General features: G+C 68.8%; 17 protein-coding genes. 8 read left to right on the forward strand and 9 right to left on the reverse strand.

All coding sequences use genetic code 11. The features are described 5' to 3' along the window. Positions 1 to 16: 16 nt before the first annotated feature. The 3 genes from LXM90_RS22215 to LXM90_RS22225 form a co-directional block, all read right to left on the reverse strand. Positions 17 to 268 carry a PilZ domain-containing protein gene (locus LXM90_RS22215; RefSeq protein WP_020091601.1) on the reverse strand — a complete coding sequence of 84 codons (252 nt, stop codon included), beginning with the start codon at positions 266 to 268 and terminating at the stop codon, positions 17 to 19. 117 nt (positions 269 to 385) lie between these two features. Beyond that, entirely contained in the window at positions 386 to 691 is a 306-nt protein-coding gene (locus LXM90_RS22220; RefSeq protein WP_020091600.1) for a hypothetical protein, read from the reverse strand. A 291-nt stretch (positions 692 to 982) separates the two neighbouring features. Then, positions 983 to 1,270, reverse strand: a complete 288-nt coding sequence (locus tag LXM90_RS22225) for a hypothetical protein (protein ID WP_020091599.1) — start codon at positions 1,268 to 1,270, stop codon at positions 983 to 985. 590 nt (positions 1,271 to 1,860) lie between these two features. Between LXM90_RS22225 and LXM90_RS22230 the strand changes: the two genes are divergently transcribed. Genes LXM90_RS22230 through LXM90_RS22245 form a run of 4 tightly spaced genes read left to right on the forward strand, consistent with a single transcriptional unit; the run spans position 1,861 to position 8,741 of the window. Further along, the gene (locus LXM90_RS22230; RefSeq protein ID WP_020091598.1) at positions 1,861 to 5,127 is read left to right on the forward strand and encodes an efflux RND transporter permease subunit; all 3,267 of its coding nucleotides are present in this window, start codon (positions 1,861 to 1,863) and stop codon (positions 5,125 to 5,127) included. Continuing rightward, positions 5,127 to 6,512 carry an efflux RND transporter periplasmic adaptor subunit gene (locus LXM90_RS22235; RefSeq protein ID WP_020091597.1) on the forward strand — a complete coding sequence of 462 codons (1,386 nt, stop codon included), beginning with the start codon at positions 5,127 to 5,129 and terminating at the stop codon, positions 6,510 to 6,512. The genes LXM90_RS22230 and LXM90_RS22235 overlap by 1 nt, the downstream gene beginning before the upstream one ends. Before the next feature lie 5 nt (positions 6,513 to 6,517). Further along, a complete protein-coding gene (locus tag LXM90_RS22240) occupies positions 6,518 to 7,369 on the forward strand; it encodes a response regulator transcription factor (RefSeq protein WP_307188506.1) in 852 nt (283 codons plus the stop codon). Beyond that, positions 7,356 to 8,741 carry a sensor histidine kinase gene (locus LXM90_RS22245; protein ID WP_020091595.1) on the forward strand — a complete coding sequence of 462 codons (1,386 nt, stop codon included), beginning with the start codon at positions 7,356 to 7,358 and terminating at the stop codon, positions 8,739 to 8,741. The genes LXM90_RS22240 and LXM90_RS22245 overlap by 14 nt, the downstream gene beginning before the upstream one ends. A gap of 78 nt (positions 8,742 to 8,819) precedes the next feature. On the opposite strand, the gene LXM90_RS22250 is transcribed toward LXM90_RS22245, so the two are convergent. After that, positions 8,820 to 9,113, reverse strand: coding sequence for a hypothetical protein (locus tag LXM90_RS22250; RefSeq protein WP_020091594.1), 294 nt, complete (start codon positions 9,111 to 9,113; stop codon positions 8,820 to 8,822). A gap of 562 nt (positions 9,114 to 9,675) precedes the next feature. Further along, the gene (locus LXM90_RS22255) at positions 9,676 to 11,274 is read right to left on the reverse strand and encodes a porin (RefSeq protein ID WP_419149869.1); all 1,599 of its coding nucleotides are present in this window, start codon (positions 11,272 to 11,274) and stop codon (positions 9,676 to 9,678) included. Positions 11,275 to 12,025: 751 nt separating this feature from the next. Between LXM90_RS22255 and LXM90_RS22260 the strand changes: the two genes are divergently transcribed. The 4 genes from LXM90_RS22260 to LXM90_RS22275 all read left to right on the forward strand — a co-directional run bounded on the left by LXM90_RS22260 (position 12,026) and on the right by LXM90_RS22275 (position 18,593). Further along, positions 12,026 to 13,798, forward strand: coding sequence for an ethylbenzene dehydrogenase-related protein (locus LXM90_RS22260; protein ID WP_020091592.1), 1,773 nt, complete (start codon positions 12,026 to 12,028; stop codon positions 13,796 to 13,798). Positions 13,799 to 13,812: 14 nt separating this feature from the next. Then, the gene (locus tag LXM90_RS22265) at positions 13,813 to 14,850 is read left to right on the forward strand and encodes a 2Fe-2S iron-sulfur cluster-binding protein (RefSeq protein WP_020091591.1); all 1,038 of its coding nucleotides are present in this window, start codon (positions 13,813 to 13,815) and stop codon (positions 14,848 to 14,850) included. A 75-nt stretch (positions 14,851 to 14,925) separates the two neighbouring features. Beyond that, positions 14,926 to 15,735, forward strand: coding sequence for a PstS family phosphate ABC transporter substrate-binding protein (locus LXM90_RS22270; protein ID WP_020091590.1), 810 nt, complete (start codon positions 14,926 to 14,928; stop codon positions 15,733 to 15,735). Beyond that, positions 15,732 to 18,593 (forward strand): putative bifunctional diguanylate cyclase/phosphodiesterase, encoded by a 2,862-nt coding sequence (locus LXM90_RS22275; protein WP_020091589.1) that lies wholly within the window; start codon positions 15,732 to 15,734, stop codon positions 18,591 to 18,593. The genes LXM90_RS22270 and LXM90_RS22275 overlap by 4 nt, the downstream gene beginning before the upstream one ends. Positions 18,594 to 18,636: 43 nt before the next feature. On the opposite strand, the gene LXM90_RS22280 is transcribed toward LXM90_RS22275, so the two are convergent. The 4 genes from LXM90_RS22280 to LXM90_RS22295 all read right to left on the reverse strand — a co-directional run bounded on the left by LXM90_RS22280 (position 18,637) and on the right by LXM90_RS22295 (position 23,643). After that, complete coding sequence (locus LXM90_RS22280) at positions 18,637 to 19,119, reverse strand: DUF1203 domain-containing protein (protein WP_020091588.1); 483 nt, start codon at positions 19,117 to 19,119, stop codon at positions 18,637 to 18,639. A 98-nt stretch (positions 19,120 to 19,217) separates the two neighbouring features. After that, positions 19,218 to 20,273, reverse strand: a complete 1,056-nt coding sequence (locus tag LXM90_RS22285; RefSeq protein WP_020091587.1) for an adenylate/guanylate cyclase domain-containing protein — start codon at positions 20,271 to 20,273, stop codon at positions 19,218 to 19,220. A 33-nt stretch (positions 20,274 to 20,306) separates the two neighbouring features. After that, entirely contained in the window at positions 20,307 to 20,666 is a 360-nt protein-coding gene (locus LXM90_RS22290) for a response regulator (RefSeq protein ID WP_026604690.1), read from the reverse strand. Between the two features lie 49 nt (positions 20,667 to 20,715). After that, positions 20,716 to 23,643 (reverse strand): response regulator, encoded by a 2,928-nt coding sequence (locus LXM90_RS22295; RefSeq protein WP_026604689.1) that lies wholly within the window; start codon positions 23,641 to 23,643, stop codon positions 20,716 to 20,718. Positions 23,644 to 23,803 lie beyond the last annotated feature (160 nt).

A 23,803-nucleotide genomic window follows, 5' to 3' on the forward strand; every position in this document is an offset into this window, starting at 1 on the left:
CAGACCCGGCCGTCGCTCACTCCATCAGGTCGGTCAGGGCCCCGATCTCGTCGGCGTTCTTCCAGACCGTCTCGCAGCCGATCACCGTGTCGGTGGCGTCGATCGTAAGCGTGAACGCGGGGGGCACCCGCTCGGTCCCGACGAGCCGGAGGCGAACACCCCACCGCGACATGTCGTGCACCACGCAGGGGATGGCGGGATGGCCGGCCACCGAGATGCATCCGCTCAGGTTGACGGAGACGCGTCGGGCGTTGCGCTGGTTGTCCATAAGTACTCCGCGCTAGAGCGCCGGAGGATAAGCGGCGACCGATCAAGGGCCGGTTTACGAACTGAACTCAATTGCGCCTAAAATTCGCGTCGAGGTGGCTAATACCGAAGTCTCGACCTACCGATTGGGAAGCCACCGGGAGACGAAGGTCAGCGGACGCGACGTGCCGGCCCGGCCGTCGGCATCCGCACGCGCGTCCTCGTCCGGCAGCAGCGACCCGATCAGGCGGAGCAGCTTCTCCCGCTCCTCCCCGGTGAACAGCACGAGGAAGGAACCGAGATCCAGTTGGACCTCCGGCGCGTCATCGCCCGGGGAGTGAGAGACGTAGGGCTGTCCGGTCTGGAGGTCGCGCATCAGGGCCCAGCGGTCGCCGCCGACGCCGACATGGAATTCGCGCGCTATCCGTGGGCCCTGTTCAATCATTGCTCATCCCGCACGCCGTCAACGTGCAATTTTCAACGGGATAGAGCGCGCAAACGCCTTGCGATATAACCTGGCTCAAGAATTCACAGGTATCGTCGACTGCAGCCCCACCGGCGCGAGCCGCCGGTGACGGGATGTCGGCGCGGTCTCGGGCTGGAGGTTGGTGCACTTGCGGCGCAGGATCGCGGACGATCCGACGCCGGACTGACATGCCCCATCTCCGCGCGGCAAAGGGCGCGTTTTCGGACCGAGAAGGGCGAGCGCTCCGCTCTCGCCCGGTCGGCGCCGGCCCTAGCGATACGCGTGGGGGCGTGAGCGCTCGAAGGCGGCCGCGCAGGCCGTGTCGAAGAGCTTGCAGGGCGGCGGGGCGTCGCCCGGTTCGACGAGCATCGGCTGTCCGCGGATGTCTCCGGTGGCGTGAGCCTGCGAGTACCGTGACCGCGGGTCGAAGTAAGGATCCGAAGTGTAACTGCTCATGAAGGCGCCTCCTGCCGGCATCTCGCTCTCGGACAGCGCCACGCCGGTCTGCAGCGACAGTGAGAGCACCGAGACCAAGATCAGCAGACATCGTCTGGTCATAGGCCTGCTCCTCCTTGAGCGCACGAGATCGGCAGCGCGGAAGCCGCGCTCCGGATGTCCTGGATGTGTCCGACGAGACCGCCGCGGGCGTCAGCGGCCGGTCTCTGCGAGCAGGCCCGCCACAACGCGTGCGCGCTTCGGAACAGCCGCCCGACGGGATCACAGCGTGGCCGCGACGCACTGCCTTCAGCGACGTTGGCGGGTCAGCCCATCTCGACATTCGGAAGATGGCGCAAGCCGAGCACGCACTGCAATAAAATAGGCTTTTCAGCAGTGAAAACGAAATTGATTTGAGAAATTTTCTTTAAAATTCGATGCGCGCCCGTCCGGCCGCGGCCTGGGTCGGAGACAGTTCAAGCATCGGTTTCGCGACGCACTTTAGAGATCCGCTGCCGCTTTAAGTTTCTTAAACGCGCTTTATTTTGTCGTGCCGAATTCATTCGAAGAGTGTCTTTGCCAGGACTATAACTTCGGCGTGCCGGGCATTCGCCCTGCCTTCTCTTCGCACACGAGGCTTGATCGGCTCCCAGTTCACGCGGGCATCCCGCGGGAATGGGAGCCGGGTCACGGCGGGACACCCGACTGATCACATGGAACTCGTCCGGTTCGCTCTGAAGTTTCGCAAGAGCTTCTATGTTCTTGCCGTCCTCATGTTCCTCGCGGGGCTCGGCTCGATCACCGTCGCGCCGAAGGACGTGCTGCCCGCCGTCGATATCCCGGTGGTGGTGGTGGTGTGGACCTATAACGGTCTCGACGCGACCGACATGGTCCAGCGCATCACGAACTACAGCGAGTTCTCGCTGTCGAGCAACGTGAACAACATCCGCCGAATCGAGTCGACGTCGATCCAGGGCACGGTGACCGAGCGGATCTACTTCGATTCCGCGGTCAGCATCGATCTGGCGATGACCCAGGTCGACTCGGCGATGAACGCGATCCGCTCGCGCATGCCGCCGGGCGTGCAGCCTCCCGTCATCATGCGCTTCTCCGCCTCGTCGGTGCCCGTCATTCAGATGGCGCTGTCGTCCTCGAAGCTGCCGCTCACCAAGGTCTTCGACTACGCGCAGTACCGGACCCGTCGCCGGCTCGCCGAGGTGCCGGGCTCGACCCTGCCCTCGCCCTACGGCGGCGCGCCGCGTCAGGTCATGGTCGATCTCGACCCCGGCAAGCTGCGCGCGATCGGCATGACGCCGCTCGATGTCCTGAACGCGGTCCTCAAGCAGAACCTCGTCGTGCCCTCGGGCCTCGCGAAGATCGGGACGCAGCAATACACGGTGCGGCTGAACTCGAGCCCGCAGCTGGTCGATCAGCTCAACCGCATTCCGATCAAGGTCGAGAACAACCAGCCGGTCCTGCTGCGCGACGTCGCCCATGTCCGGGACGGCTCGCCCCCGCAGATCAACATCGTCCGCGCCGACGGCCACCACTCCGTCCTGTTGCAGGTCCTCAAGAACGGCGCGGCCTCGACCCTGGACGTCGTGAACGCCGTCAAGGCCGCCCTGCCGGACATCCACGCGGCCGCGCCGAAGGGCATGACCATCACGCCGCTGTTCGATCAGTCAGTCTTCGTCTCGGACGCCATCTCCGACGTGGTGCGCGAGGCGGTGATCGCTGCGGGGCTCACCGGTCTCGCCATCCTGCTGTTCCTCGGCTCCTGGCGCTCGACCATCGTGGTGCTGGTCTCCATCCCGCTCTGCATCCTGACCTCCCTGTCGATCCTGGTTGCTCTGGGCCAGACCGTCAACGTGATGACCCTGGGCGGCCTCGCCTTGGCCGTCGGCATCCTCGTGGACGACGCGACGGTCGCGATCGAGAACACCTACCGGATGTTCGAGGAAGGCTTCTCCTTCCGGCGCTCGGTGGTCGAGGGCGTGGCCGGCATCGCCAAGCCGGCCCTGATCTCCACGCTGGCGATCTGCTCGGCCTTCTCGGCGGTCTTCTTCCTCACGGACGCGCCCCGCTACCTCTTCGTCCCGCAGGCCGAGGCGGTGGTCTTCGCGATGCTGACCTCCTACCTCCTGTCGCGGACGCTGGTGGCGATCCTCATCGACGTCCTGGTCGCCCCGGAATACGCCCGGCATCACGGCCCGGCCGCCGAGGTCGATGGGGCGTCACCACCCCGCCGCCGCTCCGTCCTCAGCCGGATTCTCCGTGCGCCGACACGGCCCCTCGCTTGGCTGCTTCAATATCCGCTGCGCGGCGCCCTCGCCTTCCGCAACGCGTTCGAGCGCGGGTTCGCGCGCTTCCACGCGGGCTATGTCGGCCTCCTGTCCGCGGTGCTCGGGCACCCGGCCCGCGCGCTGTCCGGCGCGCTCGCCGTCGTCGCGGTGACAGCCGCGATCTTCCCCTTCGTCGGTCAGGACTACTTCCCGCAGATCGAATCCAGCCAGATGACCCTGCATATCCGCACCCGGCCGGGCGAGCGGATCGAGCAGGCGGAGAAGACCTTCGCGCAGGTCGAGGACGTCGTCCGGCAGGTCGTCCCGAAGGACGAGCTCGGGCTCATCCTGGACAATATCGGCCTCCCCGCCTCGAACTACAACTTCGCCTTCATGGATGCGTCGTTCGTCGCCTACAATGACGGGCAGATGCTCATCAACCTGAAGGGTGAGCATAAGCCGATCTCCTTCTACGAGAAGCGGCTGCGCCAGGTCCTGCACCAGGCCTTCCCCGACGACACCTTCTACTTCCAGCCGTCCGACATCATCACGCAGATCCTGAATTTCGGGACCGTCGCGCAGATCGACGTGCAGGTCTCCGGGCGGCACGATGCCGAGGACCTCGCCGTGGCGCAGGACCTCGTCCGCCGCATCGCGGCGGTCCGCGGCGCCGTCGACGTCCACCTGCACCAGATCGTCGACGCCCCGCAGATGTACGTGAACGTCGACCGCAGGCTGGCCTCCGAGATGGGCGTCAGCGAGCAGTCCATCGCGCAGAACCTGAACGTCTCGCTCTCCGGCTCCTTCCAGGTCAGCCCGAACTTCTGGGCCGATCCCAAGTCCGGCATGCCGTATCAGCTCTGGGTCCAGACGCCGGAGTGGCGCAACGCCGACATCACGCAGCTGATGAACACGCCGGTCTCGGTGCACACGGACGCGGGTGACAGGCCCGGCATCCCGATCCTGCTGTCGAACATCGCCACGATGCAGCGGCAGCCTGAGCAGACCGTGATCAACCACGTCAACCAGCAGCCGACCTTCGACATCCTCGCCAACGTCCAGAACGCGGATCTCGGCAGTGTCCGAAACGCCGTGGACCGGATCGTCGCCGAGGAGCAGGTCAAGCTCCCGGCCCCGGACAAGATCCTCGTCCGCGGCCAGATCGAGAGCATGGAGAGCGCCTTCTCGCGCATCGAGCTCGGGCTCGGGATCGCGCTGGTGGCGGTCTACCTGCTGCTCGTCCTGAACTACCAGACGTGGGTCGACCCCTTCGTGGTCATCGCCGCCCTGCCGCTGGCCTTCTGCGGCATCGTGATGAGCCTGTTCATCACCAGCACGGCGTTCTCGATCCCCGCCCTGTTCGGCGCGATCATGTCGGTCGGCGTGGCGAGCGCGAACTCGATCCTGCTCGTCACATTCGCCAAAGAGCACCGCGAGGCCACCGGCTGCTCTGCCCGCGAGGCCGCCCTGATGGCCGGCCATACCCGCCTCCGGCCGGTGCTCATGACCGCCTCCGCGATGTTCCTGGGCCTGATCCCGATGGCGATCGGGTCCGGCGAAGGCGCCGAGCAGAACGCCGCCCTTGCCCGCGCGGTGATGGGCGGGATCGGGATGGGCACCGTCTCGACCCTGCTCTTCGTCCCCCTTCTCTACACCCTGCTCCGCCGCAACCCGATCAAGCCCCTCGAGGATTATTGATGACCCGTTTCAACGACGCCCCCGGGAGCGGCGCCGAGGCTGCCGCGCGGGCGCACCAGCACGCGGTCGAGATCGACCCGCTGCGGCAGGACGGGGCCGGCGAGGCCCTCGTCCACGCGGTGCCGCCGCCGCCGCGCAAGCGCCCGTTCCTCGTGGCGTTCCTCGCGCTCGGCAGCGCCCTCGGGCTCGGCGCCTGGCACCATTGGGAAACCTACCAGGCCTCCCTGGAGACCCAGGCCGAGGCCGTGAACTTCGTTCCGACGGTCCGCACCGGGCCGGCGCAGGTGGATGACGGGCCCATGACGCTGACCCTGCCGGGCCAGACCGAGGCCTTCGACCATGCCGACATCTTCGCCCGCGCCACCGGCTACATCGCCGAGCGCCGGGTCGACATCGGGTCGCGGGTCAAGAAGGGCGACCTGCTGGTCCGGATCGCCGCGCCCGACCTCGACCAGCAGGCCCGGCAGGCCGAGGCCCAACTCGGCCAGTTCAAGGCGCAGCTCGCCGTCGCGCAGGCGGATGTGGAGCAGGCCAAGGCCAGCGTGACGCTCGCGAACGTGACCGACGCCCGCACCGCGACCCTGGCCGGACAAGGCTGGGCCTCGAAGCAGAACGCCGACCAGACCCGCGCGGGGATGCTGACCGCCACCGCGACCCTCGCCGCCGCGCAGGCGAAGGTGAAGGTCGCGGAAGCCAACATCACCGCCCAGCAGGCGACCGTCGACCGGCTCCGCACGCTGACCACCTTCGAGAACGTCGTCGCGCCGTTCGACGGCATCGTGACCGCCCGCAAGGTCGATGTCGGCGACCTCGTCCACGGCGATGCCGGCTCCGGGACGCCGCTCTTCACGGTCGACAGCACCGATGTCCTGCGCGTCGCGGTGCAGGTGCCGCAATCGGCCGCCGTGGGCATCCGCGACGGGGTGAAGGCGCGCGTCCAGGTCGCGCAGATCCCGGACCGGACCTTCGACGGCACGGTCTCGCGCAGCTCGGTGGCTCTCCAATCCTCGGTGCGGACGCTGGACACGGAGGTCGACGTCGCCAATCCCGACGGAATCCTGCGGCCGGGCCTCTACGTCGCCGTCACTTTCGCGGTGCCGCGCACGCATCCGCGGGTGATCGTGCCGTCCGAGGCGCTCATCTTCGACGCGGAGGGGACGCGCGTGGCCGTGGTCGGGGCGGACGACACCGTCCGGCTCCGGCCGATCACGATCGCGCGCGATCTCGGCACGCGCCTCGAGCTGCGCAGCGGCCTCGACAGCGGCGAGACCGTCGTCCTCAACCCGCCCGCCGGCCTTCAGGACGGCAGCCGCGTCGTCCCCCGCGGCTCCGTCGCCTCTCAGGTCCCGACAGCCAAGCTCTCCGAGCAGGCGAGCGCGGAGTGAGGCGCATGGTCCAGATCCCTCGCTCCCTTGTAAGCTTCGCCGGCGGGATGACGCAGGTCGGCCGCCGCGACCGAACCGCATTTGACTCCGGCTCCGAAGAGGATAATTCCACCTCTCCCTCCGAGCCGCAGGAGACCAGACAGGGCCGGCGAATACAAAATAAGAAGGAAAAACGAATGGCCAGCGTATTGGTAGTCGAGGACGACCGGCGGGTCGCCGCGGAGATCGGTTCGGCCCTCGCGGAATACGGATTTCAGGTCGACGAAGCCCCCAGTGGCAGCATCGGACTACGCAAGGCCCTGGACGGTAACTTTGACGTGATCGTGCTCGACCGGATGCTCCCGGAGATCGACGGCCTGTCGCTGCTGACCGAGCTGCGCGCCGCGAAGGTCTCGACGCCAGTCCTGATCCTCAGCGCCCTGTCGGCCGTCAACGAGCGTGTCGACGGGCTGCGCGCCGGCGGAGACGACTACTTGGCCAAGCCATTCGAGTTCATCGAGCTGACCGCCCGCGTCGACGCGCTGGCGCGGCGCAAGATGGCCGCGGAGGCGGTGAACGAACTCGTCGTCGGCGACCTGCGCCTCGACCTGATCGAGCGCGTCCTCCACTGCGGGAACCGGGAAATTGAGCTCCTGCCCAAGGAATTCGCGATCATCGAGTTCCTGATGCAGAACGCCGGCACGCTGGTGAGCCGGAAGATGATCTTCGAATCCGTCTGGGGCTACAGCTTCAATCACCAGTCCAGCGTCATTGACGTCCACATCGGCAAGATCCGCAAGAAGCTCGATCCCGACGGGCTGAACCCGCGGATCCACACGGTGCGCAACACGGGCTTCATCCTCCGTGCGCCTTCTTGAGGTCCGGCGCACCAGCGGATTCCGCGTCGCGTGCCTGTTCTTCGCGACCTTCGGGACCGCCTCGCTGGCGCTCTCGGGCTTCCTCTACGTCGACACGCGCAGCTACGGCCGCAAGGCCGCGTTCGAGTGGGTCGAGTGGGAATCGAAGCACCTCCTGAACCTGTCGCCGCGCGCGCTGCGCGAGCGGATCGACGCGTCCGAGGATTTCGCCGAGGGCGGCCGCCCGCTCGTCCTGTTCGGGCCCGACCACGTTCGCCGGGCCGGCGCGCCGATCGCCTTCCCCGACAGGGCGCCGATCGGGAAGCCGTTCATCCTGGCGCAGCCGCTGGATCACCGCAGCCGCACGCTCTTCAGCCAGCTCACCGAGCTTCCGAGCGGCGAGTACGTGCTGGTCAGCCGCTCGGCCCAGGATCTCCAGTCCCTCGAGAAGGCGCTGGTCGAGACCTTTGTCTGGGGCATGGCCGCCACCATCGTGATCGGCCTGATCGGTGCCGTCGTGTTCGGCGCCGGCTCGCTGCGGCAGAACGATGCGATCACCAAGGCGGTCGAGCGCATCATGCGCGGCGACCTGAGCGAGCGCCTGCCGACGCGCGGCGTCTCGGCCGACCTCGCTCACCTCACGCGCGTCGTGAACGACATGCTCGACCAGCTCGAGCGGCTGATGCTGGAGATCAAGGGCGTCAACGAGAACATCGCCCACGACCTGCGCACCCCGCTGACCCGGGTGGTCGGCACGCTGGAGCGGTCGCTGCGCAAGGCCGACAGCGTCGCGGCCTTCCGCGCCTTCAACGAGGACGTCCTGGCCGAGGTCAAGAGCATCGTCGTCCGGTTCTCGGCCCTGCTGCGCATCTCCGAGATGGAGGACCGCCTGCGCCGATCTGGCTTCACCCAGGTCGATCTCGGCCGGCTGCTCGAGGATGCGGTGGAGTACTACGAGCCCCTGGCGATCGAGCGCGACATCCGACTTCTCTGGGACCGGCCGGACGGCCCGTGCGCGATCGAGGGCGACCGCAGCCTGATCTTCGAGGCGGTGAGCAACCTGATCGACAACGCCCTGAAGTTCACGCCGGCCGGCGGGCAGGTGACGGTCGCGCTGCTCCGGAATCCGACGGGGATCCAGGTCACCGATACGGGCTGCGGCATCCCCGCGGAGGAGCTGAGCGCCGTGCGCGCCCGGTACCGCCGCGGCGCGCTGAAGACCGACAAGAGCGGGTTCGGGATCGGCCTGAGCCTGGTCGATTCCATCGCGCGGCTGCACAGCGCCACCTTCGACATCGCCTCCGACGGGAGCGGCTGCCGCGTGACCCTCAGCTGGACCCACAGCGTCGCGGGGCACCCGTCGATCGACCTCCTGCCGGCCGCATCCCTCTGACGCCGTCGTCACGCCGTCGCGCCCGGCCGGTCCCGCATCGCGGGGCGTGCCGGGCGCGGGGCCGAACCGGGTGGGCGCTCAGTAGGCGGGCTGGCCGCGGCGGCGCTCGCGGCTGTTGAGATGGCTCCACTGGCGATTGGCCGGGACGGTCTCGACCGCGCTGGGCCGCTGGATCGCGGCGCTGTAGCCGGTCGCTCCCTCCCACATGCCGCCCGCCTTGTCGTTGCCCTCGGAGGCGGACCACGCGTCGAGGCCGCTGCCGTTGGTCCGGACGATGAGGCTGGGATCGATGGTCGCGCCACCGTCCTGAGCGAGAGCAGGTCCCGCGATCAGCATCGCGCCCATCGAGCAGGCGAGGACGATGTTCTTCATGATGATCTCCCGTTACACAAACTGTCGCTCACCGGCGACGTGGTAGTAAGATGCTGCAATACCCATTTAAACTCTATATTTTATTGCGGAATAATTCTTTCGCTCTTTGGACGGGCTTCAATCTTGAAACGATTTTTGAATTTCTCGTGGAGGATGGCCTCAGGTCGGCCACATCCCGGTCACCGGGATCGGGGCTTGTGTCGCCCAGGCCTGACGGACAATCCTGCCCGGCTTGCGCCGGCAGCGAGCACGAAAAAGCCGACCGGTTGCCCGGTCGGCGAAGTCGTATGGGTCTGAAGCTCTGGGTCAGACCGGCCCTGCCCTGGTACCCGGGCCAGCCGCTCTGAAACCATAGCATCCGCTCGGTCGGCGGCGAAGCAAGCCGCTGAAGAGCTGACTCTCTTGTAGATGATTTTGCGACGATCGCAAGCAAAAGATCTTTTATTTGTTGAATATGGCCCAATTTACGAGATAACTTACTTGGCGTTCCAAATAGAGAAGCCCGGCCTTGCGGCCGGGCTCGAGACTGGACGTTGCGCCCGCGAAGGCGCGTCGGATCGGTTCAGAAATCCCGCTGCACGCGGAACCGGAATTGGGCCGCATCCTGCGAATTGACGTAGCGCAGCGCGTTCTTCGAGATGTCCGGCGTGACGCCGCTGTTGAGCGCCGTGCGGATGTACTCGCCCTCGACGCCGATATCGAGATCCTTCACGGGGGTCCAGATCAGGCTGGCGCCGGTGATCATCTGGTTGTTGCCCCGCAGGATGGGACTCGTGGCGAAGGCCAGGGCATTCGACGCACTGGCGCCGGCCGGGGCGAAGCCGAAGCCGAGGAGGCCCAGCGCGTTGCGCCCCTTGGAGCTGTAGTCGATCTGCGCGTAGCTGCCGAAGAAGGCCGAGCGCCAGGCGGGCGACCAGTAATGGAGCAGGGAGGCGACAGCGGAGAACGAGGTCGACAGTTCGAGGCGGCCGGTCGCGGGGTTGAGCACCGCGTCCGCGTAGTATTGCGCGAACGAGCCGCCGCCGACCGGCGCCGCGCCGAGGGCGTCGTACGGCGCCGTGTAGTTGGAGATGCCCGTATAGGCGATGGCACCCTGCCCGTAGGCGCCCTGGAGGTAGAGCGTGTCGCCCGTCGCGATGAACGGCAGGTTGACCTTCAGGCCGCCCTGGACCGCCCAGCCGTAGGCGTTCGAGGCGCGTCCCGTCGGCGAAATGCCCAGGCCGGTCGTGGCGGTGGTGATGCCCGCGACCGTGCTGCCGGCGTCGCCGGCATTGATCTCGTGGACGGCGGCCGAGAGCTGCGCCGAGCCCCAGGCCTGGTCGATGCGGGCCGCGCCGACGAAGTCCGGCATGCGGCTCTTCTGGGTGACGTCGACGAAGGCGACATTGCCGGGACCGACGACGATCGGCGCCAGCCAGGTCGAGGGGGTGAACGGGTTGAAGGCGTTGCTGTAGCCCGCGAAGCCGCCACCGGCCGTGAAGGCCCCGACGGCCGAGCCTGTGCCGAAGATCGGGAAGCGCCGGTAGGTCGGATCTTCCATCGAGGCGGTCAGCGTGATGCCGTTCCCGAGGATCGCCGAATAGGCGAGCAGGTTCGTGCTGAACGTATCGGAGCCGGCCGTGCCGCCGATCAGCTCGAAGTCGTGCGCGTAGAAGTCGAAGAAGGAGGACGCGCGGCCCGCGGTGAGCCCGGCGAACTGAATGAAGGCCTTATCGGCGTTGACGTAGGTCTGCGTGCGCCCGAAGGCGTCGGCGCCGAGGCCCGCGATGGCCAAGCTCTCGCGCTGCCGGGATCCCGAGGTCAGGAACGGGCCGCTGCGGTTGGCGACATCGATGCGCAGGAAGGCGCGCAGGGTTCCGTAATCGGTCTGGGTCCGCGAATCGACGTTCAGACGCATCAGGCCGAGATAGCCGGTGAGGTCGCCGCCGCCGCCCGTGCGAACCTTGCTGGTCTGATACAGAAAGTCATACCGCGCCCGTCCGGACAGACGAATGCAGGTATCGGTCCCGGGGATGTAGAAGAAGCCGGCGCCGTAGGCGTTGCAAACGCGTACGAACTCGACCGGCGCAGCCTTAAACGTCGGGAGATCGGCAGCGTACGCACCGCCGATCGGGATCATCAGGGCCGAGGAGCCCAGTAACAGCGCCTTGATTCTGGTCATCATATCCCCGCATCCGACGCCGTGGTCGTGCCACTGCCAGCGTCAACCCAATGATCCGCGTTCACGCACGTGTACGGGTCCCGACACGGTGCGACGTCGCAGTATTTTTTGAGAATTGGCCGCTCTATCGCTCGGCAGCTTGACCGTATCTGTCAAGATTTGATTTTACAAATAAATTGCGATTGCGTTTTTCAACCGAAATTGACTTCCTGAAATTTGTTTTTGTATCTGAATTGATCACGGAAATGGGAGCGCGCGGGTGAGGCGAGCTGCGGATCGCGGCCGCGTCGGCTCAGCGAGGCTGGTTGATGGCGCGGTCCATCGCGTGGACTCCGCCGACCGAGACCTTGAGTTCTGCGCCGTGGATGTCGCTAGCAGCGATGAAGAGGCATCTGCCGCCCTATCAGGCCTGCTCCCTGAGATCCGGCGACAGATCCCGTGCCGGCGCTAGGAGACCCTGTCTTCGAGCATTCTTGACTGAGCGCTCTGTCATGACAGGTGGCTGAGGTGCCGCTCTGAGGCCGTACCCTGTCGGCCGCGTCCGCCTCTCGTCGACGCGCGACCCGAAACAGTTTGCGCCGCGGCGGGGCGGAGCCGCCTTCCCGGCTGACCGACCGAGCCGAGACCGCCGTTAAGCATATCGATCAAGAGTTATAGATTGCAAAGCTCGGCTATATCCCGCGGCCGGCATCATGATTTACAAAGTTCTAACGTAGCGCGTCCAATTTGCGGCGACGGTGCGGAGGATCGAATGTCGGAACCGCTGACCCTCGCGCCGCATCCGCCCGGCGGAGCCGAGACCGCCCCCGGGTGGCGTAGTACAGCCGCCGCGCAGGTCGACCGGCATCCCCGTTCCGATGTCGGGACCATCGTGATTCACTGGGTGGTCGCCATCGCTATGGTGGCGAGCCTGCTCACGGGCCTGCGCATCTCGGCCGACGCGCCCGTGGCGCGGACCGCCAAGTTCCTGGCGCCCCTGCTTCCGCAAGGTGAAGTCTGGACCGTCCACTTCGTGGCCGGCCTGACCCTGTTCTTCGGAGTCACCGCCTATCTGGTCTACCTCGTGCGCGGGCGTCTCACGGATCGCAACGGCCTGTCGCGGCTCCGCGCCCTCCGTGTCAGCGGGCGAAGCAAGGCCGCCCGGAAGGCACGGTGGGGCGGCATCAACGTCGCGCTGCACTGGCTGATCTACGCCGTCACGCTCGTCCTGACAGGCACCGGGGTCGCGCTCTACCTCGGCTATGGCGGCTGGGTGGTCTGGCTGCACGCCACCTGCGCGCTGGTCGCCCTGGCCTACATCGCGGTCCATACCCTCGCGCACTTCATGTACGGCGGCCTGTGGCAGCTCCTTCGGTTGTTCCGTCCGGCGGCCCTGGCGGACGATGCGGCGCGGCGGCGGCGACCGCTCCTGGCCGCCGCCATCATCGGCCTCCCCGTCGTCGGCGGCCTCGCCTTCGCGGACGTGAAGGGCCGCTCCACGCTGGTGATCGACAAGGTGTCGGCCGGGCCCGACCTGTCGAAGCTCCTCGAAGACCCGGTCTGGCGCACCGCGCGCCCGGTCTCGGTCCGGACGATGCAGGGGGCCAATTTCGGCGGGACCGGTGAGACCACCGTCGAGATCCGCGCCGTGCGCGACGCGACGAACGTGTATTTCGCCTTCCGCTGGTGGGACCCGTCGCGCTCGCTCAAGCGCGTCCCGATGATCAAGAAGGCGGACGGCTGGCACCTCCTCGACGCGGACGCGGCGCGCGCGGACGTGACCGCCTACTACGAGGACAAGCTGGCGGTGATCTTCTCGCGATCCGACGCGTTCGGCAGCGGCGGGTCGACCCATCTCGGCGCCCGGCCGCTGCCCGACGCCCCCGCCCCGCTCAATGGCCGCGGCTACCACTACACCACCGACGGCAGCTACATCGACATGTGGCAGTGGAAGGCGGCCCGCGGCGGCATGCTCGGCGTCGTCGAGGACATGCATATCGGTCCGCCCACCGACCCCACCGCCGCCGAGCGGGCCGTGAAGGGCCGCTACCAAGCCGGCTACTGGGGCGATCCCGGCACCAGCGCGTACCGCTACAACTTCAAGTTCGAGGGTCCGGGCGGCTACGCGGGGGCGGTCGAGCCGCTGCGGCTTCCCAAGGACTGGCAGGCGACGGTGGCCAGGCTCGGCACCGTGGATCTGGACTTCGATGCCAGCACGTCGCCGGGCTCGGCGTGGTGGATGGTCGAGAAGACCGAGACGGTGCCGTACTCGGCGGCCGCCGACGCGGAGATCCCGGTCGGCACCGTGATGCCGGGCGTGCTCATGACCGACGGCTATACAGGGGACCGCGCCGGGATCTCGGCGGCCGCCGACTGGGCCGACGACCACTGGACCCTCGTCGCCGCGCGCAAGATCGCGACCGGCAGCAAGTACGACGTCGATTTCCTGCCGGGAAACACCTTCTACCTGTATGTCTCGGCCTTCGATCACACGCAGACGCGGCACACGCGGCACATGCGGCCGGTCGAAGTCTTTCTGCGCTGAGCCGGGAGCGCGCCGTGGCCGAACGCGTCACCCTCGTCATCAACGGAAGGCGGGTCAGCGCCAGCGCCGGCCAGACCCTGCTCGACGCGGGTCTGGCGGCCGGCCAGGCGATCCCGCACGACTGCGCCACCGGGCAGTGCGACACCTGCCGCGTCCGGATCCATGCGGGCGCGGTCGACGATGCGGGGACGCGCATCGGCGAGACCGTGCAGGCCTGCCGGGCTCGCCTGACCACCGACGCGGTCATCGAATTCGACGAGGTTCCGGAAGCCGTCCGGCGGGCCGGCACCGTGGACCGCGTCGTCGATCTCACCGCCGAGATCGTCGAGGTGACGGTCGCGCTGCGCAAGCGGCTGACCTACCTGCCCGGCCAGTATGTCCGGGTCTCCTTCGCCGGGCTGCCCGCGCGGGACTACAGCCCGACCCTGCGCGCGGACGGCTCGGGCGAACTGAACGAATTGATCTTCCAGATCCGCCGCCAGCCCGACGGCGCGGTCTCGCCGCTGCTCGGCGGCAGGATCGGACCGGGAACCGCGGTGAAGGTCGAGGGCCCGTTCGGGACCGCCTTCCACCGGCTCGGGCGCGGCCGTCTCGTGATCGTCTCATCGGGCGTCGGCTGGGCGCCCGCCTGGGCGGTCGCCCGCGCGAGCCGGATGCGTGAGCCGGAGCGCGACCTGCTCGTCGTGGCCGGCGCGCGGCACCCGCAGAATCTCTACATGCGCCCGGCGCTCGACTGGCTGCGCGCGCGGGGGGCGACGACGGTCCTGACCTGCAGTGGCGGCAACCCGCCTCCGGATGCCCGGCCCGGGCGGCCCACGCTCCACATGCCGATGCTCACGCGCGACGACACCGTCCTCGCGGCGGGCGCCCCCGAGATGGTCGCGGCTGTCCAGTTCCTCGCCGCGGCGACCGGGGCGACCTGCTACGCCGATCCCTTCTACGCGGCCGCGCGCGGCGCCGACGGGAGGCCGCCATCCGACACGAACTTCCTGCAGCGCTTCCTCCAGCGCGTCGCGGGTCATCGGACCGCTAAAACGGAGCCTGTCGCCTAGCAGATCGTCAACCACACCTTCGGTGTACGGTATCCGGTGACCTCGGGTTAAACACTCGAGGCGCATTCTCGGGTTATGGCACTGTTATTCACGTCTCTTCGGCGCATCATCGCGGGCGGAATCATCCTCCTGGCCCTGCCGGCCGCCGCGCGCGCGGACGACCTCGCGGTCGTCGGCACGGGCGACGGGATCGAGATGCTCCAGGCCGTGGCGGCCGCCTACAATGCCGAGAGCGGCGACGCGCGCGTGTCGGTGCCGCCGAGCATCGGTTCCGGCGGCGCCGTCGCGGCCGTAGGCGGCGAGCGCCAGAGGCTCGGGCGGGTCGCGCGCCCGCTGACCGAGGCCGAGAAGGCCCAGGGACTCGTGGAGGTGCCGCTCGCCCGCATCCCCTCGGCGATCTTCGTCCATCAGGGCGTCGGCGTCACCAACCTGACCAGCGCGCAGACCGCCGCGATCTTCGCCGGCACGGTCGACAATTGGAGCGCCCTCGGCGGTCCCGATCTGAAGATCCGCGTCGTCCGGCGCGAGGACACGGACAGCACGCTCACGGTCCTGCGGGCCACCATGCCGGGCTGGCGCGACCTCGTCCTGACCAGCCGCTCGAAGACCGCGACCACGACCCAGGACGCGATCGCCACGGTGCGGGAGACGCCCGGCGCGATCGGCTTCGGACCGTACTCGCCGGCGCTCGCGGGCGATCTCGCGGTCCTGACGATCGACGGCCGGGCCCCGCGCGATCCGACCTATCCGAGCGCCGTGACCCTCGCGCTGATCTACAAGGCCGCCACGCGCGACGCCGCGGCGTCGGCGTTCCTCGCCTTCGCGACCTCCGACCGCGCGGGACAGGTCATGGCGGAGCGGGGCGGCGCCCCGCTCAGGCCGTGACGGGCACCGTCTTCTCGCGTTCCCTGCGCGCGCGCCTCGTCGGCGCCACGCTCTCGACGGCCGCGATCGCGCTGGCGGCGTTGGTTTTCCTCGTGGTTCTGCGCTCCGGCCAGACGCTCCGCGAGCAGGCGCAGGAGGTCTCGACCTGGTCCGAGGCCCAGCTCTCCGACCGCCTGCTCAGCGACGCCAAGCTTGCCGCGGCGCGGCTGCAGATGCAGCGCGAGGACGTCGAGCGGCGCTTCGCCACCATGTCCAAGCGCTGGGACGTCGCGAAGGCGGTCTTCTCCGGCAACACGGTGGCGGCCTCGGAGCTTCTGCGGCCGGCTCTCGCCCTCGCCGATCTCGACGGCGCCATCGCCTTCGACCTCAATCTCCGCGCCCTGACCGCCGACCGCGTCGAGGCGGACCTCCTCGCCGCCAACGCGGCGTTCCGGACGTCGCCCGTCGCGGCGTCCCTGCGGGCCGTGCTCGCCCGCAACGATCGGGAGCACGCGGACGGGTTCGTGCTGTCGCTGCGCTGGGACGACGCGCTCGCGCGGGCGCTCGCCGCCACCGAGAGCGGCACGGTCGCCGACATCTTCGGCGAGCCGCTGTTCGACGATTTCGGCGAGGTGATCGGCGGCCTCGTCGGGTACCGGGTCCTGCGCGCGCACGAGCCGACCCTGACGGCGTTCGCGTCCCTCAGCAACCGCGACGTCCTGATCCTCGCCGACCAGAACCTCCTCTCCTCGGCGGGCTCGGAGGTCTCCAACGCCCAGCTCGGACCCGCGTCGGGCGCTGAGCTGCACGCCGTGCTCGGCGCCGAGAAGGTCGCGCGCTGCATCCCGCAGCCGCCCGACATACGCCTCTGCGTCGCGGCGCCGCTGCGAGAGCTGCAGCAACTCACCGGCAAGGTCGTGGGCATCGGCGAGGAGAGCTCGCGCGCGCTGCTGCGGACGCTCAGCGTCGTCGCCGGTCTCACGCTGTGCCTCGTCGCCGTCGTCATGCTCTTCCTGTCGAGCCGGATCACCCGTCCCCTGGTGCGCATCACCCAGACCGTCTCCGAGGTCGCGCGCGGCAACTGGCACGTCAGCGTGCCCGATATCGACCGTGCCGACGAGGTCGGCGATATCGCGCGGGCCGTCGTCGTGCTCGAGCATTCCCTCTCGGAGCGCGATCAGCTGCGCGACGACGTGTTCCGGCAGAACACGGTCCTGACGGAGCGCGAGCGGCAGCTGCAGGAGCAGAACGAGCGCTTCGACGCCGCCCTGAACAACATGTCCCAGGGCCTGTGCATGTTCGGCGTCCACGGCCGGCTCAAGGTCTACAATTCCCAGTTCTGCCGGATCTACGGGATCGCTCCGGGCGTGCTGGATCTCGACCCGACACAGGATGAGGTTCACCGGCTCGCTGGTCTCACGGACTGGTCGGCCGCGGAGAGCGGGCCGATCCGCCGGACCCTCACCCGGACGCTGGCCGACGGCCGCTGCATCGAGATCACGGTCGAGCCGATGGCCGATGGCGGCTGGGTGGAGACCCACGAGGACGTCACCGCGAGCGTCACCGCGCAGGCGCGGATCGCGCATCTCGCGACCCACGACGCGCTGACCGGCCTCTCGAATCGAGCGCTCCTGGCCGACCGTCTGGCCGCCGCCTTCGCGGACCATGCGGTCGGCGGCCGGGCGGTGACCGTCATCTGTCTCGACCTCGACGACTTCAAGGGCATCAACGACACCCTCGGACATCCGGCCGGCGACGAGCTCCTCCGACAGGTCGGCCGCCGCCTCACCGGACTGTGCCCGTCCGGCGGCACGGTGGCGCGCCTCGGCGGCGACGAGTTCGCGATGGTCCTCTTCGAGGCAGACCTGCCGGACGGCGTCCTCGCCCTGGCGGAGCAGATCCTGATCCAGCTCAGGCGGCCATTCTTCCTCGCCGGCCAGTTCGTGTCCGTCGACGGGAGTCTCGGTATCGCCGTCTCCGGCACGGAGGATGCCGACGGCGACGATCTCCTGCGCCGCGCCGACGTCGCCCTCTACGCCGCGAAGGCCGACGGCGGTCGGCGCGTCCGCGTCTTCGAGCAGGAGATGGAGGAGCGTCAGAACCAGCGGCGCTGGCTGGAACGCGAGCTGCGGCTGGCGATCGGCACCGCGCAGATCGAGCTGCACTATCAGCCGCTGTTCGACCTGGCGACGAACGCGGTGACGAGCTTCGAGGCCCTCGCGCGGTGGCACCACCCGGAACGCGGGATGATCTCGCCCGGCGAGTTCATCCCGGTCGCCGAGGCGACGGGGCTGATCGACGCCCTCGGCGCCTACGTGCTCGAACGGGCCTGCGCCGATGCCATGACGTGGCCCGGCTCCCTGCGGGTCGCCGTCAACATCTCGCCGATCCAGTTCCGCGAAGGCAATCTCGACCGTTTCGTCGAGGAGGTCCTGCTGAAGACCGAGCTGCCGAGCCACCGTCTCGAGCTGGAGATCACCGAGTCGGTGATCCTGAGCCAGGATCAGGCGAGCTTCGAGATGCTGAGCCGCCTGCGCTCCTTAGGCGTGCGGTTCTCGATGGACGATTTCGGGACCGGTTACTCGTCTCTCTCCTCCCTGAACACCTTCCGATTCGACAAGATCAAGCTGGACCAGTCCTTCGTCCGGAACCTCCTGGAGAAGGACGAGGCGGCAGCGATCGTCCACGTCGTCGCTGAACTCGGCCGCAGCCTGAAGATCACGACGACGGCCGAGGGCGTCGAGACCCCGGAGCAGCTGGCCCGGCTGCGGGCGAGCGGGTTCTCGGAGGTCCAGGGCTACCTGCTGAGCAGGCCGATCCCGGCCGCTGGCGTAGCGGCCTTCATCAACGCGCAGGAGCATATCCACGTCGCGGCCTGACCGAGCCCCGCAAAGGCCCGTTGGGCGGCTCGGTGGCTCGCGCTCAATCGGCGACGCGCTCTACGCGGGACAGGAGGCACCCGGGCCGCGCCGTGTGGATGTTGACGAAGCGGGTGCGCGGATCGTCGAGGGCGCGGCGGAGCGGAACCTCGGCCTCGCTCCCGGGACAGACCTGCCCGAGATCGTAGAGGCAGAGATGGTCCGCGTCGTAGGCACGGACCGAGACCAGCGTGTTCGCGCGGACGATCGGCGCGAGGCCGTCGGCCGCCTCGGCGCGCTTACACTCGTCCGCATGCAGGAAGATCGGACTGGGTGTCCAGTAGATCCCGCGCGGCTCGGGCAGATCGTAGGATCCGAGCAGCATGGTCTCGCCGGGCCGGCCGAGCTGCAGGCAGTGTCGGCAGGGAAAGCCGCCATCCGCCGTCGCGACGACCCGACGAACCGGGTTGTCCCGGTCGTCAAGGCCGGTGGTACGGAAGCGATCGGCGGTCTCCGTCGGGATCGGAACGCAGCGATAACGGGTCATGGTGCACCTCCGGGACGGGGCCCTAAGCTCCGTCCCGGCGCGCCGCATCCCGCTTCTTGCTGCGCAATCCGGAACGCTCCGCGGCCGCCGCGGGCGTCTCAGGCCGGGGTCGCGTCGCCGGCCGCGAGGGCGTGGCAGTACACGTCGACCGCGCCCTTGCCCTTCAGCGTCACCGGGCCGATCGGCCGGACGTCGCGCGGGTCCGGCAGGCGCGCGAAGGCCTCGCGCGACAGGTGCAGCGCGCACCCGTCGCCGAGGCCCGCGAGCCGGGCGGCGACGTTCACGGTGTCGCCCCACAGGTCGAAGGTGAACTTCGTCCGGCCGACGATGCCGCCGACGACCGGCCCGATATGGATGCCGCCGCGGATCCGCCAGCCCGGCTCGCCCTCGGCCGCGATCGCCACCATGTCGGCGGCGCAGCGGATGGCGGCGGAGACCGGGTCGTCGTGCGGCCGCAGCAGGTTGGCCGTGGCCATGAAGGCGTCGCCGATCGTCTTGATGTTCTCCAGGCCGCGCGCCTGCGCGACCACCTCGAAGGCCTCCGCGAGTCGCTGGATCTCCGCGACGACGACGTCCGGGCTCTGATCGTGGCACCACGTGGTGAAGCCGACGAGGTCGATGAACAGGACGCCGACGTCGCCGAACAGCCGCGGCTTGACCTGCCCGGTCTCCATCAGCTCCGCCACGGCCGAGACCGGCAGGATGGCGTGCAGGAGCTCGTCGGCGCGCTTGCGCTCGCGCTCGATGGTCCGCAGATGCGCGACCTCGCGGTCGTGCGCCCGCTTCCGCTCCAGGCAGGACCGGATGCGCGCCTCCAGGATCACGGGCTCGAAGGGCTTCGGCAGGTAGTCGAAGGCGCCGAGCTCGATGCACCGGACGATGCTGCCGATCTCCATGAGGGCGGAGATCATCACGACGGGCGTGTGGCGCCACGCCTCGTGGGCCTTCATCCGCTCGAGCACGGCGTAGCCGTCCAGGGCCGGCATCATCACGTCGAGGAGCACGAGGTCGAACGGCTCCTCGCTCAGCCGATCGAGGGCCGCCCGCCCGTTCGCCGCCCGCACGCTGGCGTGGCCGAGGAGCTCCAGCTCCTGCTCCAGCAGGTCGAGGTTGAAGGGCTCATCGTCGACGATCAGGATGCGGGCTGGCTCCACGGGTCCTCCCTTCCTGGCGTGAGACGGCCGCGCTCAGCCGAGCCAGTGCTGCAGCTTCGCGAAGAGCAGGTCCTCGTCGACGGGCTTGGTCATGAAGTCGTCGCAGCCGGCGGCCCGCGCGCGGTCCTCGTCGCCGGTCATCGCGTTGGCGGTGATCGCCATCACGGGGATGGCGGCGGTCGTCGCGTCGGCCTTGATGCGGCGCGTCGCCTCCCAGCCGTCGACGAGCGGCAGCGACAGGTCCATGAGGATGAGATCCGGCCGGTGCGCGATCGCCATGTCCACGCCGGCGGCCCCGTCGACGGCGATCAGGATCTCGTACTCGTCCTCGAGCAACTGGGTCAGCAGATCGCGGTTGAGCGCGACGTCCTCGACGATGAGAATCCGCTTCATGGGCCGGTCCCGGGCGTCGCGGGCCGCCAGGAACGGGTCGTGTCCGACCTCATCGGTCACCGTCGGCGGTCTCGGTCTCCAGGACCGGCAGCACGCGGCGGACCTCCCGGACCAGGGCGGCGCGATCGAGTCCGCCCTTGTCGATCAGTCCGAGCACGCGCTCGCGGAGCATGCCGCGCTCGGCGGAGTCGAGGGACGCGGCGGTCAGGACCACGACGGGGATCGACCGGGCGGAGGGATCCGCCTGCAGGGCATCCAGGAAGGCGAGGCCGTCCATCCGCGGCATGAGCAGGTCGAGGAGGATGACGCTCGGGCGGGCCTGCGCGATGCGCTCCAGTCCGGCCGCCCCGTCGGCCACCCAGTCGACGGTGCAGTGCTCCGAGTCGAGGAGCTGGCGCACGAGGTCGGGCACGTTGGGATCGTCGTCGATCACGAGGACGCGCTCGTTGTCGGGGGCGATCCGAGCAAGGGCGCCGATCAGGGCCTCCCGCTCGAACGGCTTCACGATGTAGTCGGTCGCGCCGAGCCGGAAGCCGAGCTCCTTCTGGTCGACGATGGAGATCAAGACGACCGGGATGTCCCGGGTCAGCGGATCGGTCTTCAGCGCGTGGAGGACCTGCCAGCCGTCGGTGCCGGGCATCATGATGTCGAGGGTGATGGCCCGCGGCTGCAGCTCCCGGGCCTTGACCAGCCCTTCCTGGCCGCTCGCCGCCCCGACGACCGTGTAGCCGGCATCGGCGAGGTTCTCCTTCAGCAGGTAGACGACGTTGGGATCGTCGTCGATCGCCAGCACGACCTTGGCGCCCGAGCGCGGCGCGGTGACGGCGGCGGGTGCCGGCTTCGGGGGCGGCGGCACCTCGGCGCCGCCGGCGATCCGCGGCGGGATGGTGAGCGTGAAGGTCGAGCCCTCGCCCTCGCGGCTCTCGACGCCGATCCGGCCGCCGAGCAGGCGCGCGAGCCGGTGGCTGATCGCGAGCCCGAGCCCGGTGCCGCTGTGGGACCGGGTCGCGCTGTTGTCGACCTGATGGAACTCCTCGAAGATCGCGCTCAGGGCGCCCGCCGGGATGCCGATGCCGGTATCCATCACGGCGAACTCGATGCCCTCATCGACCGAGCGGACGCGGAGCGTGACCGATCCGGCCTCGGTAAACTTGATGGCGTTGCTGAGCAGGTTGATCAGGATCTGACGTAGCTTCTCCTCGTCCGTGCGCAGCATCGGGGGCGGGTCCCGGACGTCCCGGACGAGGCGCACGCCCTCGTTCTTGACGAGGGGCTCGACGGTGCGGAGGCACAGGTCGAGGACCGGCTCCAGGGCGAAGTCCGAGGGTTTCACCTCCATGCGCCCCGCCTCGACCTTGGCGAGGTCGAGGATGCTGTTGATCAGCGAGAGCAGGTGCTCGGAACTCGCCAGGATCTTCTCGAGATTCTCGAACTGCTTGACCGGCAGGACATCCTTCGCCCGCCGCATCACCAGCCGGGTGAAGCCGATGATCGCGTTGAGCGGGGTCCGCAATTCGTGGCTCATGTTGGCGAGGAAGCTGCTCTTGGCGCGGCTCGCCTCCTCGGCCGCCTCCTTCGCCTGACGCAGGCTCTCCTCGGCCTGCTTGCGCTCGATCACGCGGCCGAGCTGCGCGCCGATATTGCTCATGACCCGGAGCAACGAGGCGTCCGGCGGGGACGCGTCACGGGCGAAGAACTCCAGTACCGCGACGACGTCGCGCCCGACCGTCACCGGAAAGGCGAACCCCGCCCGGATGCCGTGCTCGACCGCCGCCGGCGCGCGCGGGTCCGCGGCCATCGACGGGTCCCCGACGCTCCATTCCGGCGCGCCCGAGACCAGAACGCGGCCGGCCAGGCCCGATCCGGCGGCCAGCGACGTGGCGGCCGTGGCAGCCTGGAATCGCGCGACATCCGCGCCGGGGTCGCAGTGCCAGATGCCGGTCGGGAGCAGCGTCCGCGTCCCGTCCCGGGCCAGGATATGGGCGTGACCGACGGGCCAGCCGGCGTGCTGCGCGACGCGCTCGAGGCAGAAGCGCAGGGCGTCCTCGACCGTCGGGGCCTCGTTGGCGGCCGCGGCGGCGGCCTGGAGCAGCTCGACGAAGGCGGTCTGCTTCTGCAGCGCCAGCTCGGCCTCCTTGCGCTCGGTGATGTCGCTCCAGGACTCGACCACCTCGACGGGCTGGCCCGTCGCGTCCCGCAGGAGGCGCTGCTCGTCCCGGACCCAGCGATAGGTGCCGTTCGCGTGCCGGAACCGGTACTCGATGACGTTGTGCCCGTCCGCGAGCAGATTCGGGAACTCGGCGAGAACGCGGTCGCGGTCGTCGGGATGGAGCCGCTCCAGCCAGAATTCCGGCCCCGACAGGTAGTCGCCCGGCTCGTAGCCGAGGAGATCGCGCACGTTCTCGCTGATGAAGGTCGGCGCGTTGCGGCCCCCCACCTCGAAGCTGCAGATCATCGACGGGGACGCGGTGAGCAGGTAGGTCAGCCGCCCCTGCGTCGCCTGGAGCACCTGCTCGGCGCGCTTGATCTCGGTCACGTCGGTGTAGACCGCGACGACGCCGCCGTCGTTGGTCTTGCGCTCGTTGACTTGGACCCAGCGGCCGTCGACGCGCTGCTGCAGAAGCGGACCGCGCGGCGCGCGGTAATGGGCGATGCGCTCGGCGACCCAGGCCTCGACGCTCATCCCGTCCGGCCGTACAACGCAGGACTCCGCGACGGCGTTGGCGATGGCTTCGAAGGTCACGCCGGGCACGATGATGGCCGACAGGCCGGGATGGAAATCCTGGAAGTGCCCGTTGCACAGGACGAGGCGATCGTCCGGGTCGAACAGCGCGAAGCCCTCCGAGCTGCTCTCGATCGCCTCGACGAGCTTCTGCTTGGCGACCCCGGCCTCATCGAGAGGCCCGGCGCTCCGGCTAGGGCCGGCGTCGGCGGCCCGACCTGTCTCGCTGGGTGATCCGGCCGGCGCGTGGGACATACCTCGAACCACTCCGACACCGACGCGCCAGTGGTGACGCCTTGCCCTGCCAAGCCTGATCTGCGCGATGCCCGCGGGCGCGCAATTCATTATTCGGCACCGTCGCATGGTCTATTTTGCGGATCAAGCTGTACGGGAATCGCTGTCCCGCCCCAGTCAC

The organism is Methylobacterium oryzae (genome assembly GCF_021398735.1).
Classification (GTDB): Bacteria; Pseudomonadota; Alphaproteobacteria; order Rhizobiales; family Beijerinckiaceae; genus Methylobacterium.